The sequence below is a fragment of the Pseudomonas sp. LBUM1659 genome (assembly GCF_059716045.1).
This window is the reverse complement of sequence record NZ_CP166797.1, coordinates 3,861,783-3,878,687: the sequence shown is the minus strand read 5'-3', so window position 1 is coordinate 3,878,687 and position 16,905 is coordinate 3,861,783. Positions and strand designations below refer to the sequence as shown.

17 protein-coding genes and 1 pseudogene are annotated in these 16,905 nt (G+C 55.7%); 6 read left to right on the top strand and 12 right to left on the bottom strand.

The genetic code is table 11. The features are described 5' to 3' along the window. The first annotated feature begins 483 nt into the window (after nt 1–483). Nucleotides 484–1,179 carry a response regulator gene (locus ACA048_RS17525; protein ID WP_497625557.1) on the top strand — a complete coding sequence of 232 codons (696 nt, stop codon included), beginning with the start codon at nt 484–486 and terminating at the stop codon, nt 1,177–1,179. Here the strand turns inward: ACA048_RS17525 and ACA048_RS17520 are convergent, their stop codons facing one another. Then, a complete protein-coding gene (locus tag ACA048_RS17520) occupies nt 1,180–2,667 on the bottom strand; it encodes a sensor histidine kinase (RefSeq protein WP_497625556.1) in 1,488 nt (495 codons plus the stop codon). It abuts the gene before it with no gap. Nucleotides 2,668–2,948: 281 nt separating this feature from the next. Between ACA048_RS17520 and ACA048_RS17515 the strand changes: the two genes are divergently transcribed. From ACA048_RS17515 to ACA048_RS17505, 3 genes are all read left to right on the top strand, one after another. Beyond that, nucleotides 2,949–3,077, top strand: coding sequence for a hypothetical protein (locus tag ACA048_RS17515; RefSeq protein ID WP_497625555.1), 129 nt, complete (start codon nt 2,949–2,951; stop codon nt 3,075–3,077). A 67-nt stretch (nt 3,078–3,144) separates the two neighbouring features. Further along, nucleotides 3,145–3,420: a metal/formaldehyde-sensitive transcriptional repressor gene (locus tag ACA048_RS17510; RefSeq protein WP_497625554.1), complete on the top strand. Its 276-nt coding sequence runs from the start codon at nt 3,145–3,147 to the stop codon at nt 3,418–3,420. An 8-nt stretch (nt 3,421–3,428) separates the two neighbouring features. Further along, on the top strand, nt 3,429–4,565 hold the full coding sequence (locus ACA048_RS17505; RefSeq protein WP_497625553.1) for a nickel/cobalt efflux protein RcnA: 1,137 nt from the start codon (nt 3,429–3,431) through the stop codon (nt 4,563–4,565). Nucleotides 4,566–4,699: 134 nt separating this feature from the next. Here ACA048_RS17505 and ACA048_RS17500 read toward each other — a convergent pair whose 3' ends face one another. The 7 genes and pseudogenes from ACA048_RS17500 to ACA048_RS17470 form a co-directional block, all read right to left on the bottom strand. Beyond that, on the bottom strand, nt 4,700–5,272 hold the full coding sequence (locus tag ACA048_RS17500; RefSeq protein ID WP_497625552.1) for a chorismate mutase: 573 nt from the start codon (nt 5,270–5,272) through the stop codon (nt 4,700–4,702). A 175-nt stretch (nt 5,273–5,447) separates the two neighbouring features. Then, the gene (locus tag ACA048_RS17495; protein WP_497625551.1) at nt 5,448–5,771 is read right to left on the bottom strand and encodes a hypothetical protein; all 324 of its coding nucleotides are present in this window, start codon (nt 5,769–5,771) and stop codon (nt 5,448–5,450) included. Nucleotides 5,772–5,964: 193 nt separating this feature from the next. Beyond that, nucleotides 5,965–6,393, bottom strand: a complete 429-nt coding sequence (locus ACA048_RS17490; RefSeq protein WP_497625550.1) for a nuclear transport factor 2 family protein — start codon at nt 6,391–6,393, stop codon at nt 5,965–5,967. A gap of 3 nt (nt 6,394–6,396) precedes the next feature. Next, on the bottom strand, nt 6,397–7,155 hold the full coding sequence (locus ACA048_RS17485) for an SGNH/GDSL hydrolase family protein (protein WP_497625549.1): 759 nt from the start codon (nt 7,153–7,155) through the stop codon (nt 6,397–6,399). 197 nt (nt 7,156–7,352) lie between these two features. After that, a pseudogene (locus tag ACA048_RS17480) lies at nt 7,353–7,634 on the bottom strand (hypothetical protein); the annotation flags it as partial. A gap of 154 nt (nt 7,635–7,788) precedes the next feature. Then, on the bottom strand, nt 7,789–8,481 hold the full coding sequence (locus tag ACA048_RS17475; protein ID WP_497625548.1) for an RES family NAD+ phosphorylase: 693 nt from the start codon (nt 8,479–8,481) through the stop codon (nt 7,789–7,791). Beyond that, a complete protein-coding gene (locus ACA048_RS17470; RefSeq protein ID WP_497625547.1) occupies nt 8,475–8,879 on the bottom strand; it encodes an antitoxin Xre-like helix-turn-helix domain-containing protein in 405 nt (134 codons plus the stop codon). The genes ACA048_RS17475 and ACA048_RS17470 overlap by 7 nt, the downstream gene beginning before the upstream one ends. Nucleotides 8,880–9,325: 446 nt before the next feature. Here ACA048_RS17470 and ACA048_RS17465 point away from each other — a divergent pair, with 446 nt between their 5' ends. Then, on the top strand, nt 9,326–10,543 hold the full coding sequence (locus ACA048_RS17465; RefSeq protein WP_497625546.1) for a DUF3422 domain-containing protein: 1,218 nt from the start codon (nt 9,326–9,328) through the stop codon (nt 10,541–10,543). Between the two features lie 102 nt (nt 10,544–10,645). Here the strand turns inward: ACA048_RS17465 and ACA048_RS17460 are convergent, their stop codons facing one another. From ACA048_RS17460 to ACA048_RS17445, 4 genes are all read right to left on the bottom strand, one after another. Next, nucleotides 10,646–12,682, bottom strand: coding sequence for an LTA synthase family protein (locus ACA048_RS17460; RefSeq protein ID WP_497625545.1), 2,037 nt, complete (start codon nt 12,680–12,682; stop codon nt 10,646–10,648). A gap of 32 nt (nt 12,683–12,714) precedes the next feature. Then, nucleotides 12,715–13,326, bottom strand: a complete 612-nt coding sequence (locus tag ACA048_RS17455) for a hypothetical protein (protein WP_497625544.1) — start codon at nt 13,324–13,326, stop codon at nt 12,715–12,717. Further along, nucleotides 13,323–14,621: a sialidase family protein gene (locus ACA048_RS17450; RefSeq protein WP_497625543.1), complete on the bottom strand. Its 1,299-nt coding sequence runs from the start codon at nt 14,619–14,621 to the stop codon at nt 13,323–13,325. The genes ACA048_RS17455 and ACA048_RS17450 overlap by 4 nt, the downstream gene beginning before the upstream one ends. Before the next feature lie 385 nt (nt 14,622–15,006). Beyond that, entirely contained in the window at nt 15,007–15,894 is an 888-nt protein-coding gene (locus ACA048_RS17445) for a LysR family transcriptional regulator (protein WP_497625542.1), read from the bottom strand. Nucleotides 15,895–16,026: 132 nt separating this feature from the next. Between ACA048_RS17445 and ACA048_RS17440 the strand changes: the two genes are divergently transcribed. Beyond that, nucleotides 16,027–16,866: a HalD/BesD family halogenase gene (locus ACA048_RS17440; protein WP_497625541.1), complete on the top strand. Its 840-nt coding sequence runs from the start codon at nt 16,027–16,029 to the stop codon at nt 16,864–16,866. The last annotated feature ends 39 nt before the right edge of the window (nt 16,867–16,905 follow it).

The window sequence follows — 16,905 nt, the reverse complement described above, 5'->3', positions numbered from 1 at the left end:
GTGCGATTGTGGGGGGGGTGGGCTAAGAGAAGTGGCCACTTTCTGAATGTATCGATGGCCGCTTGTGGCCGATGACTACCTCTGGTGAGCGACCGCGATATGTAGATCCGCCGTTTTGTGGGAGAAGGTTAGCGATATCACGCAGATTGCCGGCGGTTTTTCTGTCCATCGGGAAGGGTCATTGCTGTGGCTGTCTGTGCTTAAGCGTAGGAGAGCGACTGTTGGTCGGATGAAAGATGGATCCGGGTTTTATGAGGCTGTCTTTTTTTGATGTTTTTAGCGGCCTTTTAAAACAATGGGTTGGGTTATAAATGTATAGAGTCTTGTAATCATGATTGCTTATTGACGATCGGATTTTATCCGACCTAAGTCTGATATCCGAACGCCAGGAGCCAGGGAAACACAGCGGGTGATGGGCGTGATCCCGGGTTCCCTGCTATTAATGAATGATTGTTCGAATGCTAATCCTTTCGGGAGCGCGTCATGAATCCATTCATTCGCATCGGCATTGCCGACGACCATCCGTTGTTGCGTGAAGGCGTTGCCAATACATTGAGAAAACGGGCGGATCTTCAGGTCGTGGAGCAGGGCGCCAGTGCGCAAGATGCCAGGGATATCGCCCAGAGGGTGCTTCCGGATGTGATGCTGATGGACGTCAATATGCCGGGTGATGTTTTCGCCGCAGTGCGGTTCATTTCCACTGAGCTTTCGGGTGTGAAGGTGCTGATGCTGACGGTTTCAGAATCCGAAAATGACGCCTTTTTGGCGCTGGAGGCCGGCGCGCGAGGGTATGTGTTGAAAGGTGTCAGCGGACCGGAACTGGCCCAGGCGATCAGGTTGGTTGCCAAGGGTAAAACGTATGTCACCCCCGATTTTGCCAACAAATTGCTGAATAACATCAAGAAACACGAAACGGATCACACGTTTGATCTGACCCATCGCGAGGAGGAGGTCATTCGTGAGGTTTCAAAGGGGCTGACCAATAGGGAGGTTGCGTCAAAGCTGTTGATCAGCGAAAAAACCGTCAAGCACCACATGGGCTGTGTGATGCAGAAACTGAACGCCCGAAATCGTGTCGAAGCGGTCACGGCCCTACGGCATTACAGGGAGCGCGAAGCTCTCGGGCGGCTTCACATCGGCGCAGGGAATACACCAATGGATGCCCAGGGCGGCTCCTGACTAGAGTTTGAACTGGGCATTTACCGACGTACCAGAGGCGCAGGAGTCGATGCTGAACAACCCGCCCAAAGATTCAACGCGATAACGCAAACCGGCGAGCCCCAACCGGGTTCTGCCGGATGTTTCGAGCTGCATGGCGTCCGCCGCCATGCCCGGACCACTGTCCTTGACGCTGATATTCAATACTTTATCAATGCACTTCGCCTGGATGACCTGACTCTCGCCGTTGGCATGACGGTAAGCGTTGTTGAGGGCTTCTTGCACAAAACGGTACAAACAGAGTTTGAGCGGCAGTGGCGCGGCCTTCGGTAGCTGCCCCAGAGTTAATGTGACCTTGGTGCCAGTGCGTTGCTCGTGCCGTTGCGCCACCAGCTGCAACTCTTCCACCAGGCTCAAGTCGTTGATTTCTGGAAGTGCCAGGCCTCGTGATAATTCGCGGACCTCACGCAATGCGTCGGTGGCGGCACCACGAATGGTTTCCAGCGACTCCTGATCGACAGCCGAGCAGTTTTCGACCAGGTCATCGAGCCGGATCAGAATCAAGGTCAATAACTGCGCCGGCCCATCGTGCAGGTCTGCACCAATGCGCCGCAAGGTGAGTTCGTTGACCCGGGAAAACTCCTGGGTCGCCGTCGCCATCTTGCGCTGGAGTTCGGCATTGCTGATGTGTAAACGGGTTTGCTCCTGCAGCCGTAAGTGCAGTGCCACTTGTTGGCGCTGGATAATCTTGTCACCGCGTCGCACGATGAAGAAAAGCAGCGTCAGCATTGCCAGCGTCGCGGCGCCAACAACCCCCCATACCTGCTGTCGGACACGATTGATCTCGCGCTTGAGGCTATCGGCTTTTTCATAAAATTCGCCCACCGCGATGATATTCCCGGAGCTTGAATCCCGCAGGGGCGCGTAGATCTCATAGAGCGGAATGTTGAGCTTGCGCTCGAACTTGTTCTCATCCTGGCTCAGCTCTTCAAGGTCGGTGACCACTTTGCCCTTGAGTGCCTCGGGGACGTGTTCCAGTGGGAATTTGTGGTGGGTGATGTCTTTATTCGTGCTGTAGACCACCGTGCCATCCGCTCGCCAGATCTTGATCGAGACAATGTGCTGTTTAAGCGCACGACTTTGCGCGAGGCGGTCCAGGGACTGGACGCTTTCAGCCGAGAGGCCGTTGTCCCGGCCCAACTCCTGCACGTAGGGCTCCAGAAACGTGTCCATGTACTGAGCGGCTGCTTCTGCCGCGCTATGTACCGCGGCTCTTTCTATTCGTTGGCTCACCAGTTTGCCGACGAAGAACATGGTCAGTCCCAGGATCACCGCAGCGGCAATGACAAACTGGGTCGAGCGACTCAGCTCCCGTGCCCGGACACTGATCCGTGTGCGCCAGATTCCATTGCGAACCACATCGGAAACAGGGGTTGGTTCGACCAATGCCTCAGTCTCCTGCGCGATAAACGTCTCGTTTGTTGATTCGACTTTTGCATCTTTTACCATCGATTTGGTTCCCTGATCATCGTGATAAGTCGTTTGGAAAACCCTGCAATTCAACGGGTATCTGGAGTCTGGCATGTATCGGCTAAAGCGCTTCCCCCTCAATCAAAATGATATTTCGTTTCTTGACCAGCAGGTTTCCTTTTCGACGGGGTAACGTAAGTGAGCCAGCCGAGTGCGCATCAACTTGGCCTCAGCAACCACTTTGTCGGTTTTTTTATAGTCGCGATACCGGAAACGCAGCTGAACATTCTTGCGTGGTTTCGGCGGCCATGAAAAATCGCATGGACCTCTCGCTCTCGATTGCGATTGGTTCCAGCGTTCAGGTTGCCCTTTTCGTGGCCCCCGTTCTCGTGCTGGTCAGCTACGTCATCGGTTTGGCCTATTTCTTTACACCTGATGTGGCGGCGTGAACGCCAGGGGATTGCGAATCTCTCAAATGCAGGTGATTATGCGCCATATAGGTAGGGGGGGTATGGTATGGCGCACATTCACGGGCAAAAAGACGATCTATTGAAACGGGTAAAACGCATCGCCGGACAGGTTCAGGCGATAGAGCGAGCGCTGGAGTCAGAGGCCGATTGCACCAAGACTTTGCATCTCGTCGCAGCGACTCGCGGGGCCATGAACGGTTTGATGGATGAAATCATCGAAGCTCACGCGCATGCACATGTCGCCAATCCTGAACTGAGCGATGAAGAGCGGGCCAAAGGCGTCGAAGAACTGCTCGAAGCCATCCGCCGTTACTCCAAATAGGCCCGGTAATGCCAAATTTCGCAGAACTGCTTCAACAGGGTGGCGCCCACGCGTGGCTCTATTTTCCCAGCGCGATACTGCTGGGTGCCTTGCACGGGCTTGAGCCCGGGCATTCAAAAACCATGATGGCGGCGTTCATCGTGGCCATTCGTGGCTCGGTCAAACAAGCGGTGTTGTTGGGCCTGGCCGCAACGCTGTCGCATACGGCAGTGGTCTGGTTGGTCGCTATCGGCGGCATGTATTTGGGCAAGGGGCTGGATGCTCAAACCACCGAGCCGTATTTCCAGTTGGCATCCGCTGCACTGATTATTTTGATTGCGCTCTGGATGTTGTGGCGCACCTGGCGTGGCGAACAGATGTTCAAGTTCGAGCAAGGTGAAGGTCACCACCACGGCGAACATGACCACGGTCACCACGATGAAACCCAGCGTATCGATACCGGTCATGGCCGTATCGAGCTTTCGATTTTCGAAGCCGGCATGCCACCGCACTGGCGCCTGAAAGCATTGAGCGGGCATGCCTGGGGCGCTGCGGATGTCCGGGTGCTGACGACGCGTCCGGACGGCAGCACCCAAGCGTTCTCATTTATTGAGCATGACGGTTTTCTGCAGTCGACGGCGGACATTCCCGAACCCCATGAATTCAGCGTTCGCTTGAGCCTTGGACACGCCGGGCACTCTCACGACTACGACCTGGAATACCTGGAGCATGATCACGGGCATTCGCACGCGGAACTGGAAGGCCTGGAATTGTCGGTTGATGGTTATCAGGATGCGCATGAACGTGCCCATGCCAATGACATCCGCAAGCGCTTTACCAATCGTGAAGTGACCACCGGCCAGATCATCGTGTTCGGTTTGACGGGAGGGTTGATTCCTTGCCCGGCGGCCATCACCGTTTTGCTGCTCTGCCTTCAGGTCAAGGAAGTCGCCTTGGGTGGCGCACTCGTCTTGTGCTTCAGTATTGGTTTAGCAATTACGCTGGTATCGGTCGGCGCGGCGGCAGCCATTGGCGCCCGTCAAGCGACCAATCGATGGCCATGGTTGGGTGCGGTTGCGCGACGGGCACCTTATTTGTCCGGGGCGTTGATAATCGGCGTGGGCTTGTATGTCGGCATTCATGGCTGGATCGGGTTGAACGCTTAAGACGCTTTGAATGGGCGCGGATCTGTTTCGTGCACGAAAAAGCCCGGCTGATCAAGCCGGGCTTTTCATTGCGTACCGCGCTAACGCCATGCATTTGATGTAGACGATGGATGCCTCAACTCGGGGTTAACGGGTTATTGAGCGATGACACACAGCTCCCCGGTGGCGCGGATCAGGGCTTGACCGTGCAGTTGATCCTTGATCAGTCTGCCTCGCTCGGTCCCCAGCCAGTTTGGGCAGTTGGGGTCATTACGATAGGGCACGAAGTCGGCGTATTGCTGCAGCAGGCGGTGTTGCAGCTCATCCAGTTGTGGCCTGATTTGATTGATGAGGTCCGGCCGTGGAGTGTCTGGCGCCTTGTCCGCCGCGCGCCATTGAGCGAGCAGACCGTATTGCACCAGCTTGTTGGCTTCGATTTGTGCGGCGATCAGCTCGGCAAACTCGTCCGAATTCAGCTTCTGGCCCTCGGCTGTCTTCCTGGCGCTGTCGATAAGCCGCGTTTCCCGGGGCGTGTCCTGGATCGGTTTGCCACTGTCCCATTTGGTCAACGCCACAAGATCAGCAATGTTCAAGCGCTCGTTGATCGTCACCAGCAGCGGTAACAAGCTATCGGGTGCAGGGGAGGGTGTACCGGCCTGGACGCCGCAAGCGAATAAACCGAACAGGGCGCCGCTCAGCAGGTGCGGCAAGCGTAGGGAGTGGAGCATGGGCAAACCTCATTGAGCGCAGGATTCACAATCAGGTCTTATGTACCACAGGTGCGGCAGAGGCTTTAAGTGGGGACTGATTTATTTGTTAAGTGGGGACTGATTTATTTGTGCACGAAAAAGCCCGGCTTGTTTGGCCGGGCTTTTCGTTGAGTGCTGCGGGAAGGCTATTCATTCATGCAGCGCGATACTTGATCAAACGGTCAGCACCACCTTCTGCGACGCGGTTCTGTATCAGACGGTCGGAGCCATCAGCGGCTACACGGTTTTCGATCAAGCGGTCAGAACCATCAGCGGCAACGCGGTTTTCGATCAGGTGGTCAGAACCATCAGCGGCAACGCGATTCTCGATCAGACGATCCGAACCCCCTTCCGCCACGCGGCTTTCAATCAGGCGATCCGAGCCGCCTTCAGCGACCACAGGCTGAGCAGAAGTAGCGGCAAAAGCGTTAACTGCGAAAACCGAGAAAGCGATAGCGAGAAGGGTTTGGCGTTTCATGGTGGTGTGCTCCGGGGTGCTTGTTGGTTGGTATGGAGCGGATGTTACGCCGAGGATTTTTTAAGAGAACTTCATTGAGTTGATGGTGACTATCGATGTCGGCAATGGATCATCGCGCGCGCTGACGTCACCGCGCGGCACTTGAGTTCCGGGCGTCTAAACGGCGGGAAGCCCGGAAATGCAACGTACTAAATCAGCCCTTACTGGCCGCCAGATAAGCCCCAAGGCGTTGTCCCATTTGCTCGCCCAAGGCTTGCAAACCGCTCAAGGGACGCACCATCACCTCAAACTCAACGATTTTCCCTTGTTCATTGAAGCGAATCATGTCGATGCCCTTTAACTGTTTCCCGCCCACGTTGGCGCTGAATTCAAGGACGACGTTCAACCCGTCTGCTGTCGTCAGTTCGCGGTGGTAGGCAAAGTCCTCAAACACTTTAACAACGGTTTTGAGAATCATCGAAACCACAGGCGCTCCCGGATAAGGCGTGTGAGCCATCGGCGAGCGGAACACCGCTTGCGGGTCCAGCAAGTCGGGCAAGGCGCTCAAGTCAGCCGTGCGGACCATCTCGTGCCATAGCTTCAAGGAGGCCGCGGCGTTGGGGTGCAGGTTCAGTTCAGACATTTGCTACTCCTGTATTTTTATTGTGGGTTCTGCAACGTCGAGTGGCGTGGTGTTGCGAAAGCGTTGGTCAATGACCGCCGCCGCATCGTCCGCCCACTGACTGTATATCGCAGGACCCGGATGGAAGCCATCCCGTGCCATTGAACCCGTCACGGGGGCCAATCGGATCGTCAGCATCGTGCAGTGATCGATGCGCGCCGCCAGCTCCGCAAGACGCGTGTTGAAACCACTGGCCCTGCGCCCCAGGTACCAACGCAGCGGTTGCGGCAGCGCTGGAAACAGGTGCATGGGCGGAAGAGGGGACACCACGATCTGCCTCACCGCGTACTTGCTGCGCAGCAAGTCCATCAACTGATCTTGTCGAGCGAGCCACTCGTCAGCCGCCAATGTACTGGCGACATCGTTGACGCCGATAGACACGAGTGCCACATCGAAGGGTTCTGGAGCGTTGCCTTCGAGCAGCTCCATCAGCGCTTGCGAATCAAGCCCGGACCTAGCCCAGAGTTTCCAGGACACCTGGTAATCATTGGCCAACTGGCTGACCAGTTGACCGCTGAGTGCTTCGTCCTGAGTCGATGCCCCAACGCCTGCGGCGGCGCTGTCTCCCACAATCAATAACCGCAGGGTCTCGCCACTGCCGGCCATGCCTTGGCGCTCGCCCTCGGCCTCCGGCAGTCTGGGCGTTACCCACCGGGTGTAAACGCCCTGCATGAGCAACAAGGGACCGAGCAGAATTTTGGCGAGCGCTTCAGTGTGGTTCATGCAGGGGTGCCGTGTTGAGGGCCATGGTTATCTGGAGAGTTCGTCGTCGAAAATGCTTTCGATGGGCCGAGCACTAACCGTTGTCAGCGATACATGTATAACGCCAGCGCGGTGAGTGCATCAAAAATAGCTCAAGAAAAAGCCCGGCTGATCAGGCCGGGCTTTTCATTGAGTACCGCGGTAAAGCCCTGCATTTATGCAGCGCGGCTTTCAATCAGACGGTCGGAGCCACCTTCGGCAACGCGGTTCTGCATCAGGCGATCGGAACCATCAGCGGCTACACGGTTTTCGATCAGTCGGTCAGAACCATCAGCGGCCACACGATTTTCAATCAAACGATCCGAACCACCTTCAGCCACACGGCTTTCAATCAGACGATCCGCGCCGCCTTCAGCGACCACAGGCTGAGCAGAAGTAGCGGCAAAAGCGTTAACTGCGAAAACCGAGAAAGCGATGCTGAGGAGGGTTTGGCGTTTCATGATGGTGTGCTCCGGGGTTATGGGTTGGTATGGAGCGGATGTTACGCCGCGGATTTTTTATGAGAACTTCATTGAGTTGATGGTGACTATCGATGCCGGCAATGGATGCATGCGGCCCCCGTTTTTCATACGTTCCACCGCAGCCAGTTCGCATTCACGCTTCACTGATCTTGCTGACACTGGTGATCTGACCATTCCAGATCATCTCGTAATGAGCCGTCTGAACAATCGATGAAACCGGTCGGGGTGTCATCAGCGCCCAGCAATAACTGCGTTGCATCCGCACCGAGTGGTAACGAATGCCGGGACATCCCGCTTCTTTGATCGATCTGCCCAATTGACGGGAATGCGTGTAATCGTCCGGCGCATAGACAGGATCCGTCAGCGCAATGGACGTAGCATCTTTCATCGCCACGTCCACAAAGGAACAGGACAGCCCACGAAAAACGAAGCGCTCATAGTTCAGGTTACGAACATTCGACCAATACAGACTCTGGTGATGCCGCACTTCAGCCAGTGCCGTTTCCATGGAGTCCGCCAGGTACAACACCCCAAAGCTGCCATCACTGAACCGCGAGCCTGCCGGGTTAACGTGGGTAAAAGGCGCGATCGCATAAGAGCAGCCAGGAATTCCGAATGGGATCTGATCTCGCGCAATCAACTCCAGACGCCCCATTTCGTTATGTAGCCGGGGGTTTGTCATCGCCTGTATCTGATACAGCACCTCAAACTCCTCCGCGTCTGCCACGTCATCAAACAGCGCAATCGGTGGAAACTTCGAATTTACCAGTCGGTAGGCCTGTAACTGCTCGCCGGCAAGGGCTGCCAGTTCGCTCACCCTCACCATTGCGCGCCCCGCAGCACATCTATGCGCCGAAAGGTTTCATACAGAGAAATCATATCGCCCTGGGACATGATTTCGAGCGGGGAGCGCCCATTGAAAAACTCGTTGTCGTTAGCCATCGACGGAAAACCGTAGACGTTTTCCGGATTATCAAAGACCAGGCGCAGCGTTGCGTGGATGTTGAGCACAAAACTGATGCGCTGCATCTGATCCGCGTCCAGCGCCACCGCCCATTCGGGATCGCGCTGCCGGGCGCGGGTATAGGTGCTGCGGGAAATGCGCAGGATGCGACAGGCCTGATCGCTGGACGCGGACCATTTTTCGAGTATGCCAATTGCTGCACGCAAGCCCGTGACGCACTGGGTCTTGGTGAGTGCTTGTTCCTGGAGGGGGACTGCCATCTTCTAGACCTAAATTAATCTGTAGATTCAAAAATATATCGGTTGAATCTATAGATCAATGGTGGCTCGGAAGGAATCCATACCCCATCGCGACAGCCCAGCCTTCAAATTCACCGTTGATTCACACGCTGAGTCAATTCTTGCGGACTTCTTGCGTTTCGAGTAGTTCGTCACTTGGTGGTGACTCATGAGTTCGTCAAACAGTCCCACCAACAACAGCAGTCGATAATGCCCCGAAAGACTTGGCGCCAGGCAACCGAGTACTGCTCTCGCTTTCAAACAGGGCTGGCAATACCCATGGTCCTGGTTATCGGTGTGGCCATCGCATGCTTTGTGAAGGGTTGGACATTGATCCAACCGAGCAGCGCTTGATGGGGGATCCGGACTCGTTACTCGGGTGGCATTAATCGTAAGCGCCAAAAACAACTCCAACATGGCCACACAACATGCACCCGTTACGACAAAGCCTGCACAACGAACTACACGCGCGCCCGTCACTGTATTTCGATGAGCCGGCCCATGTGTTTCATCTGGCCTTCCTCGGTAGCGATCAGGAGTGCAATGCATTCCTTCAAAACTGCTGCCCTGGCTCCCTCGACCTGAATGCCGCCCAAGGCATTACTCAACTCGATGGCCATGCACTGAAATGGGAGCGCCATGCCGAGTTTTTCACCCTGACCCTGGTGGTCACTTCATCCTGCAATGACCTGTCCTGGACAACGCTGCCCGAGGTGCTGGCACGGAAGGTCGAAGGGCATTTGCCGGCTCTCATCAACTCAGTGCAGATCGTAGTGCGTGGTGAAGCTGACCTGGATCTCTCCCGTTATGGTTTCAAGGACCCGAGCGGTTCTTGCGTGGGTGGTGGCGATGCGGTGGTCTGGAGCGATTTTCGTATCAGCGAGGATGGCAACAACCACTTATTGTTCGTCAACCGGCGCCTGAACGCCTACCGCCAAGGTCGAATGATACGTCGCCTTCTGGAAATCGAGACCTACCGGATGATGGCCTCGTTATCCTTGACCATGGCCAAGTCCTTGAGCGCGCAGCTCGATGTTTTTGACAAGACGTTGGTCACACTCTCTGAACGTAATGCCCATGCCGACGGTAGTAATGCGAAAGCCCTGCTCGCAGATATTTCCAACCTGTCTGCCCAAGTGGTCAGCAGCACCGCGAAAACCCGCCACCGCTTCAGTGCCACTCAGGCCTATGCTCAACTGGTGTTTGAACGCTTGGGTGAGTTGCGGGAAAGTCACGTGGGCGATTGCCAACGCCTTGGCGTGTTTATCGAACGCCGCTTCAAACCCACCGTCAGGTATTGCTCCGCCACCGAACAGCGGTTGGAGCATTTGGCAAAAAGCGTGGCCAACCTGGGCGATTTGTTACAAGCACGGGTTCAGGTCGAAATGGAAGAACAGAACTCGGAAATTCTCAAAAGCCTGAACGCCCGCGCCGATGCTCAAATCAAGATCCAGCGCGCAGTGGAAGGTCTGTCGATTATTGCTATTACCTACTACCTGATTAACCTGCTCAAACTTGGCTACTCGGGGCTGCACTTGCTCGGCGTAGCGGTGGCCCCGCGAGAGGCCATGCTGGCGATGACGCCGCTCGCGATCGGCATTCTTGCGTTGATTGTGCTTCGTATCAAGAAAGTCAAAGAGCATTGAGGCGATGGTTCTGATGCTGGTCTTTTTACCGAAAGCTGGTTTTAGTGACTGGTATCAGGGGAGAAGCCCGCGTCTATTGGCAATAAAAACGCGGGACAGCCATTACTTGCGCACGTTCTGGTACAGCATCAACCGTGAGGTTTCATGCATGGCGCGGGTCAACTCTGACAGCCGCTTGAACTCTTCGGGGTGTTGCTCGGCGACGTTGTCCAGCGGCGTCGGTGAGGCCAGGTCATGGAGACTTGGCGAGCTGCCGTCGTGTTCCATCTGTACCAAGTAGTGTTGAGTCACGCCGGCAATCAGCGGGAACGTGCCTTCGCGCAACACCAATGGCACCACGCGTTCGCCTTCGGGCGCGGGCTGCTGAATATCACGGCCCATGCCGCTGTTGCGAAACTCAAGGCCGGCCATACCCGCCACGGTTGGTAGCAAGTCCACCAGGCCAACGGCTTCCTCGACCTTGCGCGTCCCGATCATGCCTGGCGCGTGGATGATCATCGGCACCGCGTTGCTTTCCAGACCCAGTTGCTCGTAGGCCGGAGCGAGGAAAGGGATCTGGGCGATTCGGGTGTTGTGGTCGCCAAACAACACGAATATGGTGTTTTCATACCAGCCGCCGGCCTTGGCGATTTCCATCAAGCGTCCGATGTTGAAGTCCAGCAAGCGCACGGCGTTGTATTGCTCGACACTGCGCGAGCCTGCGGCCTGGACTTCCTCCAGGGTAGGGTGCTTGACCTCGAATCCGTCATTGGTCTTTGGGATCGTAAAGGGGCGATGGTTACCGGCCGTTTGCACATAGGCGAAGAACGGTTTGTCCTCGGGCAGCGTTTGCAGGATCTGGTCGGTTTCCTTGAACAGGTCCAGATCCGAGATCCCCCAGACATCCACCACTGGGGATTTCCAGTCGCGCTCGTCGAACAGGCGGACGCCGTCGATACTTTGCCTGATCAAGGCATTCATGTTGGCCCAACCGGAGTTGCCGCCAATGGTGTAGATCTTCTCGTAGCCAGTGAAGGCATTGACCAGCGTGTTTTGGTTGGTGATCAGTGGATTACGTGTCGCGGTTTCCTGTCGAGTAACGTCAGGCACCCCACTGATGCTGGCCCAGACGGTTTTTGCGGTCCCCGTCACCGGCACATAGAAGTGCTTGAAGAACCAGCTCTGCGTCGCCAGGCGATCAATATTGGGCGTAGGATTAATCGGGTTGCCATAGGCCCCGACGGCGCTGGTGCCCAGCGATTCAAGCATGACGAACATCACGTTCGGTGGCCGCGAGCCCGGTACTTTGTAGGGTTGTGGCGCCTGGTGGCGGACGAAGTCAAGGGTCTGCGGGTCGGGTTGGTCGACGCCCAGATAGTTGGCCATGACCGCGTAATGTTCGCGCACCTGCGCTTCGTCATAGCGCGACTGGCCGACCTTGACGGTATCGTAGAGGAAAATCACCGGGTTCAGGCCCAATGCGGCGACCTGGTTATTGCCCGAGAAAAACGCATCGCTCCAGCGCAGCGGCACAGGGTTTTCAATGTTCAAGTGTTCGACACGGCCCAAAATACCCAGCAGCACCAGCACGACCATCAACGCACTACCCCATGTCGCGGAGAACCGGTGAATGACTTTGCGGAGACGGTCCAGCGTGACGCGCTCCAGACGCACCAAGGCCAGTGTCACCAACGCGACTGTGGCCAGCCAACCCAGTGAAATCCAGATAACCGGGTAGGTTTGCCAGACCATATCGCGGGATATTTGCGCATCGTCGATGAAGCGCAACACCGTGGCGTTGATCCTCACACCGAGGTACGCGTAATGGCCAAAATCGATGATGTAGATCAGCAACAGAGCGCTGAGGACGGCAACCAGATACACCCGGGCGATGCAGCGAACGAGGCGGCTGCTGATCAGGTTCCAGCGAGGGATCCAGGCCAACAACGCCAATGGCAGCATGACTAGAATGGCCAGGCGCAAGTCGAAACGAAAGCCGATGCCCAGGGTTGTCAGGACGGCATTGTCGTCGCTCAGGGCTTTGGCGTCGAAACCGGAAAAACCGAAAAAGAACACCACCCGCAGCAGTGCAAACAGCACAAACGCGATCGCTGTTGCGCCCAGCCAGTAATGCAAACGTCTCGATTTCAGCCAACCCATCGAAGTTTCCCTATTAAAAATGTCGTTGAATTTCAAACGGATCTGTTTCGCATTGGCCTGCGCAACGTGATGAGCCGGCGATGCGCCCAGCGTGTCGCCAGCACCAGCACTGCCACGCAGCAATACAGGCCCAGCAGCGGATCAATCAAGTAATCCCAATAGTTGTGGGAAGGTTTGATCCCGGCGATGAAGGCCAGGGTCGCGCTGGTCAACAACACGACGGCCAGGTAATTGCGCAGGTAGAACAGGCTCAAGGTCAGCAGTGCGACGACAAGCAACAGGGGGCGCGGGCTGAAACCCCGCCGGTAAGGATCCAGATCACTCAAGCCCAGGGTTGCCGGGTACAGCACCAAGGCCATCGCGGCGAAGAGGATCAATACGCTGATGTGACCCTGCTGCGCAGGTGGCAACACTCCCAGTCGACGCAAACAGCCCCACCCCATGAACACCAATGAGGTAATCGCAAGGTCATCAATATGGCTGCGCAAGAAAGCGGCCAGCGACACCCCGCCCAGGGGTATGAAGCTGGCGGCCAGCAATGCCAGCAACAGCGCGATGCGCCAGCCCCTGTTCAGTCCAAACGACGGCATTACCAAGAAGATGATCATCGCGAAGCTGGCATGGGCTTGCCACAGACTAATCATTTGAGACGCTCGGACAGCCAGGCATGGTTGAAGGAGACGTGTTTGATGAAGGTGTTGTTCCAGGTATAAACCAAGTGATACATCCCGTCGGGGCTGCGGATGAAGTACGGGTATTCATATTCAAACTCACACCCTTCGCTTTTACAGACGCGTTTGTCGAGGTTGTCGAGGAATTGCGCCTCTAGCGGTTGGCGGAGCTCGCCACTGGAATCGCGGAACTCTTTCCCGATGATTTCCTTGTAGGCGAGGGGTGAAAACGGATCACCCTCGGGATCCGGTGATTTGTCCAGATCGTGCACCAAGCGCCAATCGTCCATTTTCGCATCGGTGAGATATAGGCTCAGCTTGAAACGCCCCTCTTGCAGGTCATTGAGCGCAACCAGCAATCCGTGTTCGGGCGTCGCAACGGCCGCCAGCGAGGAATTGGGGTTCGAAGGATCGAGCGGATAAGGTTCGCTCCAGGTTTGCCCGGCATCCTCGGTGCGGCTCGCCAGGACTCGATGGTGGGTGTCGCCGGCATAGCGCAACAAGGCGATACCGCGCTGACCATCCAGCGGAACGACCGCGGGTTGCAACGAGTTATTGCCGTGGCTGATGCGGTATTTATCGATCACTTCACCGTCTGCGCTCAAGTACAGGTACTCGGCAAACTTGCCCAGAAATTCGTGGTAGACCGGCAAGCCGATGGAACCGTCGACATGGAACACCGGTGCCGACCGGACCAGGGTGCTGATGTTCAGGAAAGGTGAAGTGATCAATTGGCGCGGTGCCGACCAATTCACACCAAAGTCGTCTGAAACCATCACATTGACCGCGCTACCGGCCCAGCCGCCCATGGATACGGAGACGTAGAACAGCCACAGGCGATTGTCCGGCGCCAATGCAACGACCGGATTGCCCAGTTTGCGGATGTATTTTCGAGTGCTTTGCTGGGTTGATTCCCGGGTCGCCATGACCTGTTCCTCCCCCCACTCGCCGGTGCTCACGTTGAAACGGGCGGAGCGCACCTGCACATCGGCTGCGCCTTCGCGAGTGCCGGCGAACCAGACCGCCATCAGGCTACCGTCAGGCAAGGCAGTTACCGCCGAGGAATGCACGAAGTCCACCAACCCGGAGGAGGCGAAACGGCTGGTATAAACGGGCTTGGCCGCTTCATCCGCCTCAGGCAAAACCGGACTTGTCAGGGCAAAGGAAGAATGCTTGGGGGCAGGGTGGGTGAACCATGCGCCCGCAAAGAGGCAAGCCAGGGCAAGGTAAACACCGAGGGCAGGAATGCTGGGGAACTTTATGCGCATAACGAAGGCTTTGGCCTCTCATGGCCCGATAAAGCGCACAACCTAACACTCGGTAGTACAGGATCGGACTTTATGAGTTTCTATTGTGTAAGCAATTATTTATAGCGCTACTGCGCTGTCGGCGAATAAAGACTGATTGAGTTGCTGACACCACCGGCTTAGATGGTTTGCGCCTCGGACCAAGGTACTCGTCAGCCCTCTCCGCCACTGGTCGAAAAACTGGACCTGAACAGGGAGGAACCAGACAAAGTAGCTGAATTATCGGCTGAATTCACAATCGCACAGGCCGCTTGCGTTGTGATGGCGGGACCGTTTCTGGCCGAAACCAGCCTGATGCGAAAGACGGTTATCGGCCCAAAGAAACTATTTACGCGTTAGTTATGGGTTAACTGTGGTCAGGTTTTACTGCATATTTAATCCAGGTATCAAGCTCTGTAACCATTCTATTGACCTCACTATCTTTCTGTTCCGAGGGTCGAACAATAGCGTTCCAGGCGATATCAAGGCCGTCATTCAGGGCTGCCCACGCAAGCTCCCCACGCTCTAGGCTGGGGGTCACCAAATCGCGTTGCAATATGCTGATTCCGTATCCTGAGCGAACCAGTTCGACGATGGCTTCGATCAACTCCACAGTGATCATACGGCGTGGCAAGATGCTGGCGGGGGCAAAGAACCGATCATATTCCCAGCCACTTGCGCGATCAGTTGAGTACGTCACCAGGTTGTAAGTTTTGAAGTCTTCGGCATAAATGTTTTTCCTTCCTGCAAGGGGATGATCGGTTGCCATGATCGCAATCAAGTCGTCCCGGAAAAGTGGCAGTTTTGCTACACCACTAGGCACCATGCCGTCATCGATAATGGACACATCAAGCCTTCCTTGCATCAGACTCGCGTAAACGTCATTACGAGGTACGGTCACCAGTGTTATTTCGATGTCTGGCCGAAGGTTCGAGTAATGCTTGATGAATTTTGGAATCCAGCGAAACGGGCCGTAGGAGGTGACGCCCATACGCACAAAAGCCGTGACGCCTCCGGCCATCGACCTGGCTTCAGACTCGGCTTCATTCAGTATCGCAATGATGTCTTTGGCCGCCCGTTCCAGGCGCACACCGGCAGGGCTGAGTCTTAGTTTTCCGCCTGATCTTTCCGTCAGGCTCACACCTAGCCGCCGCTCGGCTTCGCGTATCCGGTGACTGACGGCTGAAGGTGTCAGCCATAAGCGCTCGGCAACCGCCGTTATCGAATCGACTTCCGAGAGGGTTTGCAGCATCACAAGGTGATCCAGTGTGAGTCTCATGGCGAGCGACCTGAAAATAATTCACGAAATTGCGTAAAATTATGAGCGTGACTTGTTTTTGGTGCCGATGCAATCTGAATCCAGCAGAGCCACCGGAGACCAACAAAAATGACTACCCTGCCTTTCGCACCTGCGCTATCACTGGACGACATCGTCGATCTCGAGCGTTACCCCATTACCGATCGCACCAATCCCGACTATCTCGCACTGGTCACTCACAGTCAGTCGTTGCTGGGACAAGAGGGCGTTGCGATCTTCCCGGGTTTCGTTCGCAATCCATCGGTTGTCGCAATGGCGGATCAGACGCTCGCCTTGCATTCGCACATGTTTCATTTTCGGGAAAACCACACGGTTTATTTCAAACCTCAAGATGAAAGCGTTGATCCAGAACACCCGCTACGACGGTTGATGAACACTGCAAAAGATACCGTCGCTTATGCTGATATCCCGGCCGATCATTTGATCAGGCAGATCTATGAGTCGGATGAAGTACTTTCTTTCATCAAAGATGTTTTGGATCTGGACACGCTCTATCGTCATGCAGATCCGTTGGCCGCCCTTAACTTGCAGGGCTTTACGGCGGGGCAGCAGTTGGGCTGGCACTTTGATCGTTCCGATTTCAGTGTCACGCTGTCCCTTCAGGCGGCGAGCGCCGGTGGGGATTTTGAGTACGTACGCATGCTGCGTAATGAAAGCGACGATTGCTATGAGGCGGTCAGACAGTTTCTCGATGACCCGAAAACACAACAGATAGAGGTTCTGCCTCAAGTGCCCGGCACCCTGACATTGTTCCGTGGTCGCTATTCATTACACCGGGTGACGCCGGTCGAAGGTGACAGGCTTAGGCTCAACGCGGTGTTTGCGTACGTGGATCAGCCCAATGTCGAATTCAGTGCCTATGCCCGCCAATTGTTTTACGGGCGTACCTCCGTAGATCCATTGGTTTAAGTTTCGCCAAAAACAATAAAAGCAATTGATTCACTTCTT